The organism is Desulfoluna sp. CLI2B, assembly GCF_056847375.1.
The window spans coordinates 6,213,009-6,228,880 of the sequence record NZ_CP186557.1 but is presented as its reverse complement, the minus strand read 5'-3'; the positions used below and the strand labels follow the sequence as shown (position 1 = coordinate 6,228,880).

The window sequence follows — 15,872 nt, the reverse complement described above, 5'->3', positions numbered from 1 at the left end:
CTTGGTCCTGGCCTTATTGGGCGTTGGGGGTAAACAGCGCCATGCCCAGCAGGCGGAAATCGGCGATGAGCTTCTGGGCCCTGTCGCCTGCCATCCACGCGGAGAAGGCCTCGGCCAGCTCCTTTTGGGCATCTGGGCAGTTGCTGCTATTGAGGATCAGCACGCTGTACTGATTCTTCAAAATAGCCCCGCCTTCCACGAGAACCTTCAAAGGCGGGTTGCCGCCGTTCTTGTGGCTGTACTTGATGTAGGTGCCGCGGTCGGTCATGGTGTAACCGCCGCGCTCTGCGGTGATGTTAAGAGACGCCAGCATGCCCTGGCCGGTCTGGACGTACCAGGCTTCCTTTTCGGGAAGGGGGCCGCCCGCCGCTTTCCAGAGCAGCTTCTCTTTTTTGTTGGTGCCGGAGTTGTCCCCGCGGCTCACAAAGGTCTTGCCTTTGGTGCGGATGGTGGCAAGGGCCTTTTCCACGGCCATGCCCTTCACCTTGGCAGGGTCGGCTTCGGGGCCGACGATGACAAAGTCGTTGAACATGATCTCTTTGCGGGACTCGGCGTAGCCGTCTTTGATGTACTTCTTCTCGGCAGGGGGCGCATGGACGAGGAGGACGTCCACGTCACAGTTCATGCCCAGCTTCAGGGCCTTGCCCGTTCCAACAGAGGTCCACTTGAGCTCAATGCCCGTGTCCTTGGTGAACTCCGGGGCCAGGTAATCCAGGAGTCCGGTGTTGTCGGTGCTGGTGGTGGTGGCCATCATGAGCGCCTTGGCCTGTACACTTCCCGCCACGGCAATGGCCGCCACAAGGGCCATCATCGTGGTCATAAATCGTCTCTTCATCATGGTAAATCCCATCCCTTGTTGCATCTGGTTGTTCATGTCACGGACTGTCGGGAAACCGCATCAGCCCGCTCCCCTCAATATCGTATCCGGTCAAGCCCTGTTTCAACTCGTTGAGAGAGCTCTCCCGAAGCAGGGCCAGAAAGCCCTGAACCCTTCGATCAAAATAGAACTCACGCAGCACAAGCAGGTCGAACCGCTCCCGTCGCAGGGGATAAAAGCCAAGCCCCAGGAGATCTGCCACGGTCCGGATGCCCGGTCCGGCGTCGGCCCGCCCGGAGAGCACGGCCAGCCCCACGTCCATGTGGCGGGAAACCTCCTCACCGTAGCCTTCGAGGCTCACGGCCTCAATGCCGCAGGCCTTGAGTTCCCGGTCGAAAAGAAGCCGGGTGCCTGTTCCCAGGGGACGGTTGACAATGCGAATCCCGGGTGCCGAAAGGTCGGCCACACCGGAAAAATCGGTCCATCCCGGGCGGTACACGATGCCCTGCTCCCGGTGGCAGAAGTTGATCACCACCGGCTGCCGCTCCAGCTCCCGACCGGCAAACTCAAAGTTGTAGTCCTGGTCGTCGGTGGATACGAGGTGGCTGGAGGCGATATGGCACATGCCGCTCTTAAGGGCCTGGATGCCCCCCATGCTGCCCACGTTGCCGAAAACCGCCAGCTCTCCCCGGCTGCTCTTGTTGTACTTTGAAAGCACCCGGTCCAGAAGCAGATCGTTGCTCCCGGCCACCACCAGGGGGCCGCTGCCGCCGGTGTGGATATGGGCGGCATCCGGGTAGTTGATGGTGCTGTTCTCCACCCACTGCTCCACCAGGTATCGAGGGAAAAGCCACTTTCCCGTGACCTTGGACGCGGGCAGGCCCTTGTCCGAAATCAGCTGATACACCATCTTCTCGTTGACACCGAGAAAATCGGCCACCTCCCTGGTGGTAAGAAGGTCTTTTCCACGACCCCTGTTTTTCATCCATCCCCCTTGAAACAATGCATTTCAGCGTTTCAGAGTTTGGTCCATTGATTTCTTGTCAACTCATTTTGAAGAGACAGACCAAGAATAACCCAAAATGACCCAGAATGACAACTATCCCCCATAGTGTCCCTTTTCCGCCGGTTTTTCCAAAGCCTCATTTCGTGTTTCACGCGGCCCCGCCCCTTGCCAAAGCAAAATTTGTCTTTATCTTTTGGTGAATACACTTCGGAGTCATCCCCTTCAGCGCCCCAAAGGCCAGAAAGAATGCAGACCGACGTCCCGCAATCCGCACCGCCAGCCATTGCGGGCCAAGGTACCGGGCGCAGGGGCGATGTTTCCGAGCCCGAATATTTCATTCTCATCAAGGAGTCTTCCATGGGCAACCAGATCAAAACCACGATGCTCTTAACGGTCTTAACCCTTCTTATTGTCATGGCAGGACGTGTCATCGGCGGCCAGGCTGGCATGGTCATCGCCCTGGTCCTGGCCGGGGGCATGAACTTCTTCTCCTACTTCTACTCGGACAAGATGGTCCTTAAAATGTACAAGGCCAGGGAGGTGAGCCGAACCGAAGCGCCCAAACTCTACGCCATGGTCGAAGAGCTTGCAGGTCGCGCCGGGCTTCCCATGCCCAGGGTGTGCATCATCCCCCAGCAGGCCCCCAACGCCTTTGCCACGGGCCGCAACCCGGAACACGGGGTGGTGGCCGTCACCCAGGGCCTTCTGGACCTCATGGGGCCCGAAGAGGTTAAAGGCGTCCTGGCCCATGAGCTGGGCCACGTCGAGGCCGGGTTCGTCCTCGTGGGTACCGTGGCCGCCACCCTGGCCGGTGCCATCATGACCCTTGCGTCCATGGCCCGCTGGGCCGCCATCTTCGGCGGAGGGCGCAGTGATGAAGAAGGAGGCTCCGGCATCTTCGGCCTCATCGCCATGAGCATCATCGCCCCCATGGCCGCCGTGGCTGCTGCAGATGGCCATCTTCGGTGCCGGGATGCCTGCAGGCCAATGCAGCGGCCGCCCAGCTCACCGGCAACCCCGAAGGCTTGGCAGGCGCCCTTGAAAAGCTCGGGGCCGCCTCCAGCCGCATCCCCATGGACGCGGAACCGGCAACGGCCCACATGTTCATCACCAACCCCCTGTCGGGCCGCAGCCTGGCCAACCTCTTCTCCACCCACCCTCCCATTGAAGAGCGGGTGGCCAAGCTCCGGGGCACGCGTCCCCGCCCCACGGGCGGCACCCCCAAGGGCCCTTCCGGCCCCGCCAACCCCAGAATCCGGGGAAAGTCAACAAGAAGCATCCAAAGCTTATTGCCCTTGCGCTTTCTCCTTCGTTCCTCAGGAAAAAAGCGCAAGGGCCGGCGGCCTTTTGGGGGGTGTCATCAAAAACACCCCGGTGGCCGATACGATGACGAAGGCCACTACGCCCCATTCACCACTCACCATTCACTACACCCTATTCACCATCCCCTACTCCCTGTTTGCGTTCCCCTCCAAGATTTTATAAAATCCTTTCAAATTCCTGTTTTATCCCTCCCTGATTTGGTGTATACAAAGCTGCCTCCCCATGGAACATCTGCCGTTTTCCAAACCCGGGGAGCTGTTTGCCCGGCTGCCGGAGCCCGAAGTGTCCCGGCGTGCCCATGCGTAGTATTCTGAATCAAGGAAGCAAGCCCCGTGGACCTCTCTTTATTCATCAACGACGCCCTGAAGATCTTCTTTATCTTCACCCCCTTTTTCGTTCTCTCCGCCTTCATCTCCATGACCCAGGAGATGGAAGAGAAGGAGAAAAAATGCCTGGCCCTGCGGGTGACCTTCGGCATCATCGTCATCTCTTTCTGCGTCTTTCTCTTCGGGAAATACCTCTTTGCCCTCTTCGGCATCACCCTGGATGCCTTCCGCATCGGGGCAGGCAGCATCCTCTTCCTTTCGGGGGTCTCCATGGTAGGAGGCAGCTCCAACATCAAGAGCGCCGGGGAGGGCAACGACATCGCCATCGTGCCTCTGGCCCTGCCCATCACCGTCGGTCCCGGGGGGATCGGGGTCCTGCTCCTCTTCGGTGCAGAAGCAACCACCCTTCCGGCCAAACTGGAGATCGGTGCGGCCATCCTCACGGCCTCAGGCTTTGTGGGTTCCATGCTCTTCTTCGCGCCCCTGGTGGTCAAAGCCGTGGGCAAGCAGGGCGTGGTCATCCTCTCCAAGGTCACGGGCCTCATGATCTCCGCCATCTCCGCCCAGATCATCTTCACCGGCATCCGAAATTTTCTGCTGCTATAGAATAAAAGCCTCCGGCGGGTCGCTTTTTGAAAAAAGCTTCCGTCTTCGCCTTCGGCAGGGCCGCCGGAGGCAATTTTGAGCTGAAAACGATGAAGGGCATTTAGCATTTTTTAAACAGCTCCCCTGCCACGAACACCCTTGTCCCCTGGAGCGCCGCACTCCTGTGCGGCACGGGTAACGACGGACTAAAAAGCCGCACCGGAGTGCGGCGCTCCGTTTCGGTCGATCTTTAGCGGTTGTTTTGAAAGCCCCCAGCAAGGCTACTGAAGGTTTTTTCCCTTCAACCGCCCCGCCTTCTATAACCCATCCCCTATGCCCCATGACCTGCTTCCCCCTTGCAAGCACCCGACAAAATCGGCAGGATAGGAGCCATGAAAGCCGAACCCCACAACCACACAGCCTAAGGGACCGCCCATGATCCCCCTGAGAGACACCCTCACCTCCCGCACCCTGCCGGTGGTGAACACCACCCTTATTGTCATCAACCTCCTGGTCTTTCTGCAGACGTTGTCGCAACCAGCCCACTTTTACCATATTTACGGACTGGTCCCGGCGCGCTACACCACCCCTGCGGCCTGGGAGTACTTTGGCGTGGCGGGCCAGATGACGGCCCTGGTCTCTTTCATGTTTCTCCACGGCGGCTGGCTGCACCTTCTCGGCAACATGCTCAGCCTTTACATCTTCGGGGACAACGTGGAAGACCGGCTGGGCCATGTACGCTACCTTCTTTTCTATCTGGGCGGGGGTGTCGTCTCCGGGCTCTCCCACATGCTTTTAAATCCGGGCTCCACCGTGCCCACCATCGGCGCCAGCGGTGCCGTGGCAGCGGTCATGGGGGCTTATTTCCTCCTCTACCCCCGGGCCAAGGTCCTGACCCTGGTGCCCCTGTTCTTCATCCCTCTTTTCTTTGAAATCCCGGCTTTCATCTTTCTCGGAATCTGGTTTCTCATGCAGTTCTTCAACGCCACCGGCGGCAGTGCCAGCGCCATTGCCTGGTGGGCGCACATCGGCGGGTTTCTCTGCGGCATGGCCTTTGTTCTGGTCACGGGTGCCCGCAAGGCGCCCACCAAACCACACAGGTTCCAGGCCGTCCGGTCACGGTCCCCGCGCCTGCAGATCATCCATGTCCGCGTGGACCAGGGAGGCTTCAACCTCACCGGGCGCCTTGCCATCACGCCCAAAGAGGCGCGCAAAGGGGCGGTCAAGCGTATCAACCTCTTCCGCTTCGGCAAGGGCCGCCTCATCAAGATCACGGTGCCACCCGGTGTCGAACCGGGCAAACGGCTTCGCTTAAAAGGCCTGGGGCTTCCCCACCCCAACGGCTCACCGGCAGCATCTTCCTCACCATTGCCATGGATTGATGGAGCCGAAATCATCGGACAACGGCCGGTGCTGTATCTGCCGATCACCCTGCCTTTTCTTGGTCTTAGCCCAAAGAAATCGCGTCCCCCTTTTTGTATTAACAGCATTCCCGAACAATACTCATAGTATTTTCCTTCCCACGTTTTTTTTACAGGCATTACTGCATCCTCAATAATAACATAGTTCATGTGCGCCACCATAGTATCAAGGCAGGATCCGCGGGCTTCGAGCCCCATGGAGACATTGAAACAGCAAGGGGGGATATGGGTTATGACAAGTAACACAACGTACCATGACAACACCTCCGCCTGTGTGGAAGAAGTCATCCGCACCGTCGGAAACGGATCCTGTTTCGGCATGCCTCTGGCCTTGGGAAAACCGGCCCTTTTTGTCAACGAACTCTACCGACACGCCAAAAGAAACCCGCAGATCAAGCTGACCATCCTCACCGCCCTGGCCCTGGAAAAACCCGAAGGAGCCAGCGACCTTGAAAAACGCCTGTTAGGTCCCCTTGTGGAGCGCATCTTCGGCGGATGCCCGGAGTTTGACTACATGAAAGACTTCCGGGCCGGAACCATGCCCGAAAACATCAAGCTCTACGAGTTCTTCAACAAAGCCGGGGGGTACATGGGCAGCCCCGAAGCCCAGCAGAACCACCTCAACTCCAACTACACCCACGTCATCCGGGACGGCATCAATTTCGGCATCAACGTCTACGGCCAGATGCTCTCCGTGCGGGACGGCAACGGATCGGGCCCCCAGTACTCCATGGGCTGCAACACCGACATCAGCTTAGAGTGCATTGCGGCCCTGAAAAACCAGCGGGCCAAGGGCAAAAAAGTGGCGGTGGTGGGCGAGGTCAACACCAACCTCCCCTTCATGTACGGAGACGCCGTGGTCCCGGCTGCGGACTACGACTTCATCTTAAACAACGACAACACCTCCTACGAACTGTTCGGCCCGCCCAAGGAGTCGGTCTCCGACGTGGACCACCTCATCGGGCTCCATGTGAGCGCCCTGGTCAAGGACGGGGGGACCATCCAGGTGGGTATCGGCTACTTGGGGGACGCCCTGGTCTGTCTCCGGCCTGCAGCTTCGCCACACCGACAATGCCAGGTACAACACCATCATTGAAAAGGCCGGGATCACGGCCGCCTACGGCGACCTGATCCAGAAGGTGGGAGGCACCGACACCTTTGCCCAAGGGCTCTACGGCTCTTCCGAGATGTTTGTGGACGCCTTTATGGAGCTCTACAAAAGCGGCATCCTCAAGCGAAAGGTCTTTGAGAGCGAGCCCCTCATGGAGCTGATCAACGAAAAACGCCTGGACTGCGAGGCTCTCCCGGAGAACCTGTTTGACCTTCTCGTCGAAAAAGAGGCTGTGCAGGAAGCCGAAAAGATGTCCGGTTCCTCACCGCCTTCGGCCTTCTCAAAGAGGGGGTGACCTGGAGAGACGGCACACTCTACGACGGGGAGACCGCCTATGAAACCGACCTGTCCGTACCGAAAAACCTCCAGGCCATCAAAGCGATCCGCGGAGAAAAGCTCAACGGGGGCAGCGTGATTTTAGGGGCCTTTTTCATTGGTCCGCGCAGTTTCTACAAGGCCCTCAACACCATGGACGAAGAGGAGAGAAAGCTCTTTGGCATGTCCGGGGTGGACAAGGTGAACCAGCTCTACGGCGACGAAAAGCTCCGCAGCCTCCAGAGAAAGGACGGCCGCTTCATCAACACCGCCATGATGATCAGCATCTTCGGCTCCGTTGTCTCCGACGCCCTGGACGACGGACGGGTGGTGAGCGGCATCGGGGGGCAGTACAACTTTGTCTCCATGGCCCATGCCCTTCCCGACGGCCGTCTCATCATGATGGTCCGCAGCACCCGGGGAAACGCAGACAACCCACAGTCCAACATCGTGTTCAACTACGGCCACTGCTCCGTGCCCAAGCACCTTCGGGACATCGTGGTGACCGAATACGGCATCGCCGACGTCCGGGGCTTGCCCGACAAGGATGTCATCCTGGAACTCATCAAGATCGCCGACTCCCGCTTCCAGGGCGACCTTTTGGCCCGGGCCAAAAAAACCGGCAAGGTGCCCTCTCACTACGAGATCCCCGAAGCCTATCGTCACAACACCCCGGAAAAGGTTTCTGCCTTTCTGGCCCCGTACAAACAAGAGGGACTCTTTCAGGTCTTTCCCTTTGGCACGGACTTTACCGACGAAGAGGTGGCCCTGGGCGGTGCCTTGCGGGCCTTCAAGGCCAAGGCCGGCAAAAACAAGCTCGGCGTGGCCATGTCCCTGGCCGGTGAATTCTTTAAACCCGTGCCCGCTGGGGCCGAGCCCTACCTGAACCGCATGGCCCTAAAAACCCCGGCGGTCTTCAAGGAGAGGCTCCTCCAGAAAGTGGTGATCTCCGCCCTGAAAGCCAACGGACGGATCGCCGGGTAACCCGCCATCCCGAAACAGGGCCTGCACCCCGTCCGGGGGGGCAGGCCCTTGCATCCCCATGGCCGTTACAGGGAGTACCGGCGCCCCTGATTTATTCTGTTGAGATTCAATACAATATATCGCATACTTCACAGGTCGGGTCCTGGAACCCGACCCTTGTGCCCAAGGATGCCCGTATGCACACGATGATCCGCACCAACTCACCCCACGTCACCCGACAAGGCACGTTCCTCATCAGCTGCAGCATATGGGAGCCCAACCCAGCGACGCACTCATCGGTTCCCGCAACATCACCCAACGACGCACAGCCAAACGGCACCCGGACCCGTTCACCGGGGCCGCCGTCCCACATGAGGGAAACCATGACCGTTCGGAAAAAAAGCCGACGACACCCTTATGCCAAGCCGCATCGCAAACGAGAGCGAAAGCCCGTTGTGACGCCCGCCCAGATCTGCATTGTGGCCATCCTCACCACCGCCCTTTTTGCCGGTGGGGCCATTTTCCTCAAGATCACCAGCGCCTCGGCCTTCAATATCACCACCCAACACGATCTTCAGCTCTTTGCAGACTTCCAGAAATTCCATTTCTCCATGAACGGCACCTGCATCGGCGACCAGGGGGAGTCCATTCGCAACGACGGCCTGCCCTCCACCATCGACCTGACCGACTACACCCTCTCCAAGGGGGTCTCCATCACCATCGTTGCAGGATCACCCGAGGACCCGTACAATCCCAACAATCCGTTCACCATGCAGGCCAAGCACAAACGTGCCGCCACCGTTTACGAATACAGCTTTGCAACCGACACAATCATCGAAAGGTAGAGCCGTCATGTCCAAGGATCATGAACGCAAGCTGAGAAACTATGTCATCAACCGCTCCCTTCAGCTCCGCCTGATCTTTGTCAGCCTGGGGTACATGGCCATCACCCTTGCCGTGACCCTCGCCTTTACCCTCCTGCCTGTTCTCCACGCCATGTTTGACGCCTCCGACCCCAACGCCCAGTACGAGGCCGCCCAGGTCTTTCTCCTGCTGGCCCAGCGCCTCGTGCCCGCCGTGCTGGTTCTCTTCCTCTTTTTTTTCGTCCACCTGGTAATCATGACCCACCGCATCTGGGCCCCCTCAGTGGACCCCGCCCCTTGAGTGACTCCTGGCAAGGCAACCCCCCCGCCGCTTCGCCGTCCGCCTTCGGAACGGGACTATCTCCGGGACGAAGCAGACATGGTCAACGAGGCCCTGGACTCCTTGACAGACCAGCTCACCGCCCTCCGGCAAGAAAACCTCGCCCTTGCCGAAAGCCTGGAAAAGGCCTCCCACAACCCTGAGATGCTCACCGAAGCGCGCCGCAGAAACGACCGTATCGACGAGCTGCTCAGCACCTTTCATCCGTAGCCGGCCTCAGCCTCGCCCATCCATCCCTGCACGCAACAAAGGGTTTCAAGGTGCCCCACCTTGCCGCCGAAGGCTTGCTTTTTCCCCACGTTAACCATAGAAGGCTCTTTTGAACCGAACGGTTACAAAGGGAAAAACCCACGCCTACAGGGTTAACGCATTTAGATTTTGGCCTCCGGCGGCCCTGCCGGGGGCCACACTTTTGAAAAGTTTGACAAACAGATTTTGTTTTTTGAAGGTGCGTTACTTCAGAGCATAGTCCCTCTTCTTTTTTAATTTATCAAAGCGCTTATCTCCAGCCCCTGCGGGGCTGGAGATAAGCGCCTTTTGATTACCCGGAACGTTTTTGCGGAGCTTTTTCAAAAAGCAACCGCGAGGCGGCTCATTTTTAAATGCATTGGCCCTGCCCACGCCTCGCCGTGGCCTTGATTTTACATGGCATTGTCATTAAAGTGTCCCTGCCGAAGCCGGGGTAAGAGTGGAAACCCCCGGAGGATTTATCACCCGTGGAGAGCAGGAGACGCATGGAATCACAGGCGTTTAAAAAAGAGGTGGAACGGGCCTTACGGAGCCTGGGCCGCACCATGATCAGGGACCGCCACCCATTGCGGCGGGACCTGAAGAAACTCGAACGCATCAACACCCCGGACGAGAAAGCCATGGGAAGGCTTACCGCCCTCCGGGAGCGCCTTGCAGCGTCCATGGACGAGCGCAACCGCCGCCGCCAGAACCCGCCTGCCCTCAACTACAACCCGGACCTTCCGGTTACCGCCCGAAGAGAAGAGATCGTCGAGACCATCAAGAAGCACCAGGTGGTGATCATCTCCGGGGAGACCGGCTCGGGCAAGACCACCCAGATCCCCAAATTCTGCGTGGAGGCAGGGCGCGGCACGGGCGGGCTCATCGCCGTGACCCAGCCCCGGCGTATTGCCGCCGTCTCCGTGGCCAACCGCCTGGCCGAAGAGATGGGCGAAGAACCCGGCAAGAGCGTGGGCTACAAGATCCGGTTCCACGAAACCGGAGACAAAGACGGCACCATCCGCCTCATGACCGACGGAATCCTCCTGGCCGAAGCCCAGGGCGACCCCTTCCTCTCCACCTACGACACCATCATCGTAGACGAGGCCCACGAGCGCAGCCTGAACATCGACTTTATCCTCGGCATCCTGCGCACCCTGGTGAAAAAACGGCGGGACCTGAAGGTCATTGTGACCTCGGCCACCATCGACACGGAGAAATTCTCCAAGGCCTTTTCCGGGGCCCCCATCATTGAGGTGTCCGGCCGCACCTTCCCCGTGGAGGTGATCCACCAGCCCCTGGAATCCAAGGACGACAGCTACGTGGAGGCCGCGGTCACCGCCCTGGATCAGCTCGTGGCCCTGGGTCCCTACGGGGATGTCCTCATCTTCATGCCCACGGAGGCCGACATCAAAGAGGCCTGCGACATGATCGAGGGTAGGCGCCACAAGGCCATGACCGTGCTGCCCCTGTATGCGCGCCTCTCCGCCCACGACCAGAAAAAGGTCTTCCAGAGCGCCTTCGGCCGCAAGGTGATTGTCTCCACCAACGTGGCCGAGACCTCCATCACCATCCCGGGCATCAAGTACGTCATCGACACGGGCGTGGCCCGAATCCCCCGATATTCCCCCCGCACCCGCACCACCAGCCTGCCGGTCATGGAGATCTCCAGGTCAAGCGCCGACCAGCGAAAAGGGCGCTGCGGCCGTGTGGAAAACGGGGTGTGCGTCCGCCTCTACGACGAGGCATCCTTGGAGAGCCGCCCCCTGTTCACCCTGCCGGAGATCCTGCGGGCCAACCTGGCCGAGGTTATCCTGCGCATGCTTTCTTTAAAACTCGGCCGAGTGGAGACCTTCCCCTTTGTGGATCCCCCCTCTCCCCAGAGCATTGCCGACGGCTTCCAGACCCTTCTGGAGCTCGGGGCCATCCAGGAGACAAAGGGCCGAAACGGGGAGGTGCGCCATGCCCTCACCCGCACCGGGCGCATCATGGCCTCCATCCCCGTGGACCCCAAGCTCTCCCGCATCCTCATCGACGCCTCGGCCAACGGCTGCCTCGAAGAGGTTCTGGTCATCATCTCGGCCCTGACCATCCGGGACCCCAGGGAGCGCCCCGACGGCAAAGAGGCCCAGGCCGACCAGAAACACGCGGCCTTCAAAGACCCCAGCTCCGACTTCGTGACCCTGCTCAACATCTGGAAGCGGTTCAAGGAGCACATGGGGGGCACCAAAAAAATGAGCGCCATGAAGGCCTTCTGCAAGGAGAACTACGTCTCCTTTCTGCGCATGCGCGAATGGATCGACATCCACGGCCAGCTCTCCCGCATCGCAAAGGAGTTCTCCCCGGACGTCACCCAAAAATCCACCCGATCGGCTGAGCCCCAAAAGGGGAAAAAAGCGACCTTCGGAGCCGAGTACACCGCCATCCACAAATCCATCCTGGCCGGTTACCTCTCCAGCATCGCCACCTGCAAGGAGAAAAACCGCTACAACGCCACCAAGGGGCGCGAAGTGATGATCTTCCCGGGGTCGGGGCTCTTCAACAAGGGTGGGCAGTGGATCGTGGCATCGGAGATGGTGGAGACCTCCCGGCTCTTTGCCCGGAACGTCGCCCGCATCGACTCGGACTGGCTGGAGGAACTGGGGGAAAGCTGGAAGCGCACCTTCTCCAACCCCCGCTGGGAAAAGAAGATGGGCGCGGTGGTGGCCGACGAGCAGGTCACCCTCTTCGGCCTGATCATCGTCGCAGACCGAAAGGTCCTTTTTGGGCCCACCGATCCCGAAGAGGCCACCCGCCTCTTCATCCGCAGCGCCCTGGTGGAAGGGGATCTGGAGGTGCCCAAGGGCAACCGGCATTTTACCTTTTTAGAACACAACCGGGCCCTCATCGACGACGTCCGAGAGGTGGAAGACCGCATCCGAAGACGGGACATCCTCATCAGTGAGGAGGATCTTTTCTCCTTTTACGCGGACAAAATCACCAACACCTGGGACATCCGCACCTTCTCACGGCACCTCAAGGTGGCCGGGGGAGACGCCCACCTGATGATGGACCCCGAGGCCATCGCCCGGTACACCCCGGAGGAAGAGGAGCTGGCAGCCTTTCCCAAGGGCATCACCGTGGGAGGCGGCACCTTTTCCCTCTCCTACGCCTTTGAACCTGGAAAAGAGAAAGACGGCGTCACCCTCACCGTTCCGGCGCACTCGGCCAAAGCCCTCTCCAAAGAGGCCCTGGACTGGGTGGTGCCCGGCCTCATGCCCGAAAAGATCGAGGCAATGATCAAGGCCCTGCCCAAGGAGCACCGCAAGCGACTGGTGCCCGTCTCCGACACCGTGGCAGTCATCGCCCGGGAGATGGAAGAGCTCGACACCTTGAAACAGGGAGCCTTTCCCACCCGCCCCCTCATCACCGCCCTGGGCTCCTTCATTGCCAGGCGGTTCGGGGTGCGCATTCCCCCCAACGCATGGCAGGCCGGGGCCGTGCCCGATCACCTCAAGGTGCGCATCGCCGTCACCGGCGCCAAGGGCAAGGAGCTGGCCGCGTCCCGGGACAAATCCGTCCTCCTCACCCCGGCAGCCGAAGCCGTGGCCCCCAAGGACGACGCCTTCCGAAAGCTGAGCCGAACCTGGGAGAAAACCGGCCTCACCGAATGGCCCATGGACGAGATCCCCGCATCCGTCCCCGCGCCCGGAGGCCTTTTTGCCTACCCGGCCCTGACCGTACGCAAAGGTTCCGTGGACCTTGTCCTCCACCGCCACGACAAGGAGGCCCTGCGCCTCCACAGAAAAGGGGTATCGGCCCTCACAGCCCTGCGCCTGGCCAAAGAGGTCAGAAGCCTCTCCAAAGACCTGAAACTCACCGGAGAGGCAAAAAAACGCGCCGCTTACTTCGGAGGGGACGCCCCCCTCACCACGGCCCTGGCCGCCAAGACCACGGAGCTGCTCTTTGCAGCAGACATCCGCACCCGCGCTGCCTTCGAGGCCCACGTCAACGAGGTGTCCAAAAAGCTCTACGCCACGGGAACCAAGCTCCTGGCCGCGGTGGAGGCCATCCTCACCGAGTACCACGCCACCAGCAGCCTCATCTACACCGAAGAACTCCGGCGCTCCAAGACTCCGGCGGGCCAGCTCTTAACCGGCATGATGCGAAACGAGCTGGACCTTCTGGTCCCCAAAAACTTCATCGACCTCTACGGCCCCAGCCGCCTCACCCGGCTCGACGCCCGCATCCGGGCAGTAGCGTCGCCAAGCGCGCCTTTGACGCCCCGGAAAAAGACCGCGTCAAAGCCCGGGAAGTGGCCCCCTTTGTCCAGGCCATGAACAGCCTGGTGGCCTCCCTCAACCCCGACTCCTCCGAAGAGAAAAAAGAGGCCATCGAGGCCCTCTTCTGGTCCATCGAAGAGTTCAAGATCTCAATCTACGCCCAGGAGATCGGCACCCGGGAAAAGGTCTCGGCCAAGCGACTCAACAAATGGATCCGGGAGATAGAGGTAATGATCTGACAGATTGCCGGGGTATAGCCCCCCAGAAAAAAAGGCGCGAAGGCCATGCCTTCGCGCCTCCCCCTGTCATTATTCCCTCAAGGGAAACGCCCCATTGACCGTTATATGATAAAACACCGTTCCCGCATCCCCGCGGGAACATCCGAGGATACCGCACGGTGCGGTGTCTTCCCTTTAAGTTGACCACCCCATCATTTCCAAGCAGGACAAACTGATGATTTTTCGTTTTATCGTGGCCCTGGCGTTTTTCACGGCCACCCTTTTCGTGACACAACCAGCAGGGCCACGGCGATAATCACCCATGTGGCCCAGAGGATTCTATCCTTCACAAACCCACCTGGATCATGCCCGCCACCTGGTCCAATGAATACAACGGAGATGAAACCGAGGCGGTCTTTCAGATCAGCGTCAAAAAGCGGATCATGGACACCGGGCTCTACGTGGCCTACACCCAGAAATCCTTCTGGCAGGCCTACAACACGGACGAGTCCAGCCCTTTCCGGGAGACCAACTACAACCCTGAAGTCTTCTACCGCTTTGAACCCGGCAACGACCTGTTCCAGTCCCTGGGAAGCCAGAACCTGGGCCTGGACATCGGCTTCGAGCACGAGTCCAACGGCCGCTCCATGCCCGAGTCCCGAAGCTGGAACCGCGCCTACCTCACCCCGTACTACGCCGACGGCAACCTGCTTGTGGCCCTAAAGCTCTGGTACATTACAGAGGACAGCGAAGACGTACCCGAAGACGGAAAGAGCGGAAGCAACAACCCGGACATCGCCGATTACATGGGGTACGGAGAGCTCAACCTCACATACCAGACCTACGGGGACCAGCTCTTCAACCTCATGGGCCGATGCAACCCGGCAACGGGCAAAGGGGCCGCGAGCCTCACCTGGAGCATTCCCATCACCGACGGCGGGGCCTTCTTCATGGTCCAGGGATTCCATGGATACGGGGACAGCCTCATCGACTACAACCGGTCCGTCTCCCGCATGGGTGTGGGCATCATGCTCTCCCGGTAAGCCCTCCGGCTCCTGTGGCGTCAAGGTATTCATAGCGTGGCCCCCACTCAAAACATTGTACACATCACGTGAAGCCTTTTCACAAATCAGCCTTTCATGCTAACGTACGGCGCTGATATGCAAGCAGCACGCTTCTCACCGGGGCCTTCCGCGCGGAGGCCCTCAGACCCATGCGAGCTTTGAAAAGGTAACCCCCATGCGCCCACGTGCTTTTCACCTCCTCCTGCTCCTTGCGGGGCTTGTGTTTTCAACACCCGCCCGCGCCTTTGACTACACCATCACCGACATGGCCCAGGGCATCTCCCGGCACAAGGCCACCTGGATCATGCCCTTCACCTGGTCCGATGCCTACCACAGCGAACACAGCGAACTCGTTTTTCAGTTCAGCCTCAAAAAACAGATCATGAACACCGGGTTCCACGTGGCCTACACCCAGAAATCCTTCTGGCAGGCTTACAATCACGACAAGCTCCTCCCCTTTCGGGAGACGGGGCAGGCCCCCAGACCCCGGAGATCTTCTACCGGTTCCTGCCGGGCAGCCCCCTTCACCAATTGTTGGGAAACGGCCCCCTTGTCAACAAGATGGGGGCGGACCTCGGCTTCGAGCACGAATCCAACGGCCAGGACATGCCCGACTCCCGAAGCTGGAACCGCTTTTACGTCACCCCCTTCTACGCCGACGGCAACCTCCTTGCCTGGCTGAAGCTCTGGTACATCACCGAAGACAGCAAAGACGTCTCCTCAGACGGCTCCGAAGGAAGCAACAACCCGGACATTGCTGACTTCATGGGCTACAGTGAGTTCAACATCAAGTATCAGTTCGCCAAAGAGCAGCTCATCCACCTCATGGCCCGGGGCAACCTGCGGGAAGGAAAAGGGGCCGCAAGCCTCACCTGGAGCATCCCCGTCACCGAAGGGGGCGTCTTCTTCATGGTCCAGGGCTTTCACGGATACGGAGACAGCCTCATCGACTACAACCGCGAGATCACCCGCGTGGGAGCGGGTTTTATGCTCACCAGATAAACCCGCCCACATGCAAACAAAGGCGAAG

General features: G+C 59.8%; 16 protein-coding genes and 1 pseudogene. 14 read left to right on the top strand and 3 right to left on the bottom strand.

Annotated features, from left to right (window positions below):
- Positions 1-13 precede the first annotated feature (13 nt).
- The gene (locus ACOYW2_RS28780; RefSeq protein ID WP_246317700.1) at positions 14-820 is read right to left on the bottom strand and encodes an ABC transporter substrate-binding protein; all 807 of its coding nucleotides are present in this window, start codon (positions 818-820) and stop codon (positions 14-16) included.
- A gap of 55 nt (positions 821-875) precedes the next feature.
- Positions 876-1,802, bottom strand: coding sequence for a substrate-binding domain-containing protein (locus ACOYW2_RS28775; protein WP_482768831.1), 927 nt, complete (start codon positions 1,800-1,802; stop codon positions 876-878).
- Positions 1,803-2,069: 267 nt separating this feature from the next.
- Between ACOYW2_RS28775 and ACOYW2_RS28770 the strand changes: the two genes are divergently transcribed.
- From ACOYW2_RS28770 to ACOYW2_RS28715, 12 genes are all read left to right on the top strand, one after another.
- On the top strand, positions 2,070-3,308 hold the full coding sequence (locus ACOYW2_RS28770) for a M48 family metalloprotease (protein WP_482768830.1): 1,239 nt from the start codon (positions 2,070-2,072) through the stop codon (positions 3,306-3,308).
- 170 nt (positions 3,309-3,478) lie between these two features.
- Positions 3,479-4,078, top strand: a complete 600-nt coding sequence (locus tag ACOYW2_RS28765; RefSeq protein WP_180137290.1) for a MarC family protein — start codon at positions 3,479-3,481, stop codon at positions 4,076-4,078.
- Positions 4,079-4,492: 414 nt separating this feature from the next.
- A complete protein-coding gene (locus tag ACOYW2_RS28760) occupies positions 4,493-5,566 on the top strand; it encodes a rhomboid family intramembrane serine protease (RefSeq protein ID WP_482768829.1) in 1,074 nt (357 codons plus the stop codon).
- A 144-nt stretch (positions 5,567-5,710) separates the two neighbouring features.
- Positions 5,711-6,574: a hypothetical protein gene (locus tag ACOYW2_RS28755; protein WP_482768828.1), complete on the top strand. Its 864-nt coding sequence runs from the start codon at positions 5,711-5,713 to the stop codon at positions 6,572-6,574.
- Between the two features lie 43 nt (positions 6,575-6,617).
- Positions 6,618-6,884, top strand: a complete 267-nt coding sequence (locus ACOYW2_RS28750) for a hypothetical protein (RefSeq protein WP_482768827.1) — start codon at positions 6,618-6,620, stop codon at positions 6,882-6,884.
- On the top strand, positions 6,881-7,888 hold the full coding sequence (locus tag ACOYW2_RS28745; protein WP_482768826.1) for an acetyl-CoA hydrolase/transferase C-terminal domain-containing protein: 1,008 nt from the start codon (positions 6,881-6,883) through the stop codon (positions 7,886-7,888). The genes ACOYW2_RS28750 and ACOYW2_RS28745 overlap by 4 nt, the downstream gene beginning before the upstream one ends.
- Before the next feature lie 362 nt (positions 7,889-8,250).
- Positions 8,251-8,712, top strand: a complete 462-nt coding sequence (locus ACOYW2_RS28740; RefSeq protein WP_482768825.1) for a hypothetical protein — start codon at positions 8,251-8,253, stop codon at positions 8,710-8,712.
- Between the two features lie 7 nt (positions 8,713-8,719).
- The gene (locus tag ACOYW2_RS28735) at positions 8,720-9,031 is read left to right on the top strand and encodes a hypothetical protein (protein ID WP_482768824.1); all 312 of its coding nucleotides are present in this window, start codon (positions 8,720-8,722) and stop codon (positions 9,029-9,031) included.
- Positions 9,032-9,280, top strand: a complete 249-nt coding sequence (locus ACOYW2_RS28730; RefSeq protein ID WP_482421034.1) for a hypothetical protein — start codon at positions 9,032-9,034, stop codon at positions 9,278-9,280.
- 524 nt (positions 9,281-9,804) lie between these two features.
- Positions 9,805-13,617, top strand: coding sequence for an ATP-dependent RNA helicase HrpA (hrpA, locus tag ACOYW2_RS28725; protein ID WP_482768823.1), 3,813 nt, complete (start codon positions 9,805-9,807; stop codon positions 13,615-13,617).
- Positions 13,593-13,799 (top strand): DUF3418 domain-containing protein, encoded by a 207-nt coding sequence (locus ACOYW2_RS28720; protein ID WP_482768822.1) that lies wholly within the window; start codon positions 13,593-13,595, stop codon positions 13,797-13,799. Before hrpA ends, ACOYW2_RS28720 begins: the two co-directional genes overlap by 25 nt.
- 344 nt (positions 13,800-14,143) lie before the next feature.
- On the top strand, positions 14,144-14,821 hold the full coding sequence (locus tag ACOYW2_RS28715) for a phospholipase A (protein WP_482768821.1): 678 nt from the start codon (positions 14,144-14,146) through the stop codon (positions 14,819-14,821).
- Positions 14,822-15,068: 247 nt separating this feature from the next.
- Here ACOYW2_RS28715 and ACOYW2_RS28710 read toward each other — a convergent pair whose 3' ends face one another.
- Positions 15,069-15,284 carry a hypothetical protein gene (locus ACOYW2_RS28710; RefSeq protein ID WP_482771114.1) on the bottom strand — a complete coding sequence of 72 codons (216 nt, stop codon included), beginning with the start codon at positions 15,282-15,284 and terminating at the stop codon, positions 15,069-15,071.
- On the opposite strand from ACOYW2_RS28710, the gene ACOYW2_RS28705 reads away from it, so the two are divergent.
- On the top strand, positions 15,225-15,524 hold the full coding sequence (locus tag ACOYW2_RS28705; protein WP_482771100.1) for a phospholipase A: 300 nt from the start codon (positions 15,225-15,227) through the stop codon (positions 15,522-15,524). The genes ACOYW2_RS28710 and ACOYW2_RS28705 overlap by 60 nt on opposite strands.
- Positions 15,413-15,844, top strand: a pseudogene (locus tag ACOYW2_RS28700) (phospholipase A); the annotation flags it as partial. The gene ACOYW2_RS28705 and the pseudogene ACOYW2_RS28700, both read left to right, overlap by 112 nt.
- Positions 15,845-15,872 lie beyond the last annotated feature (28 nt).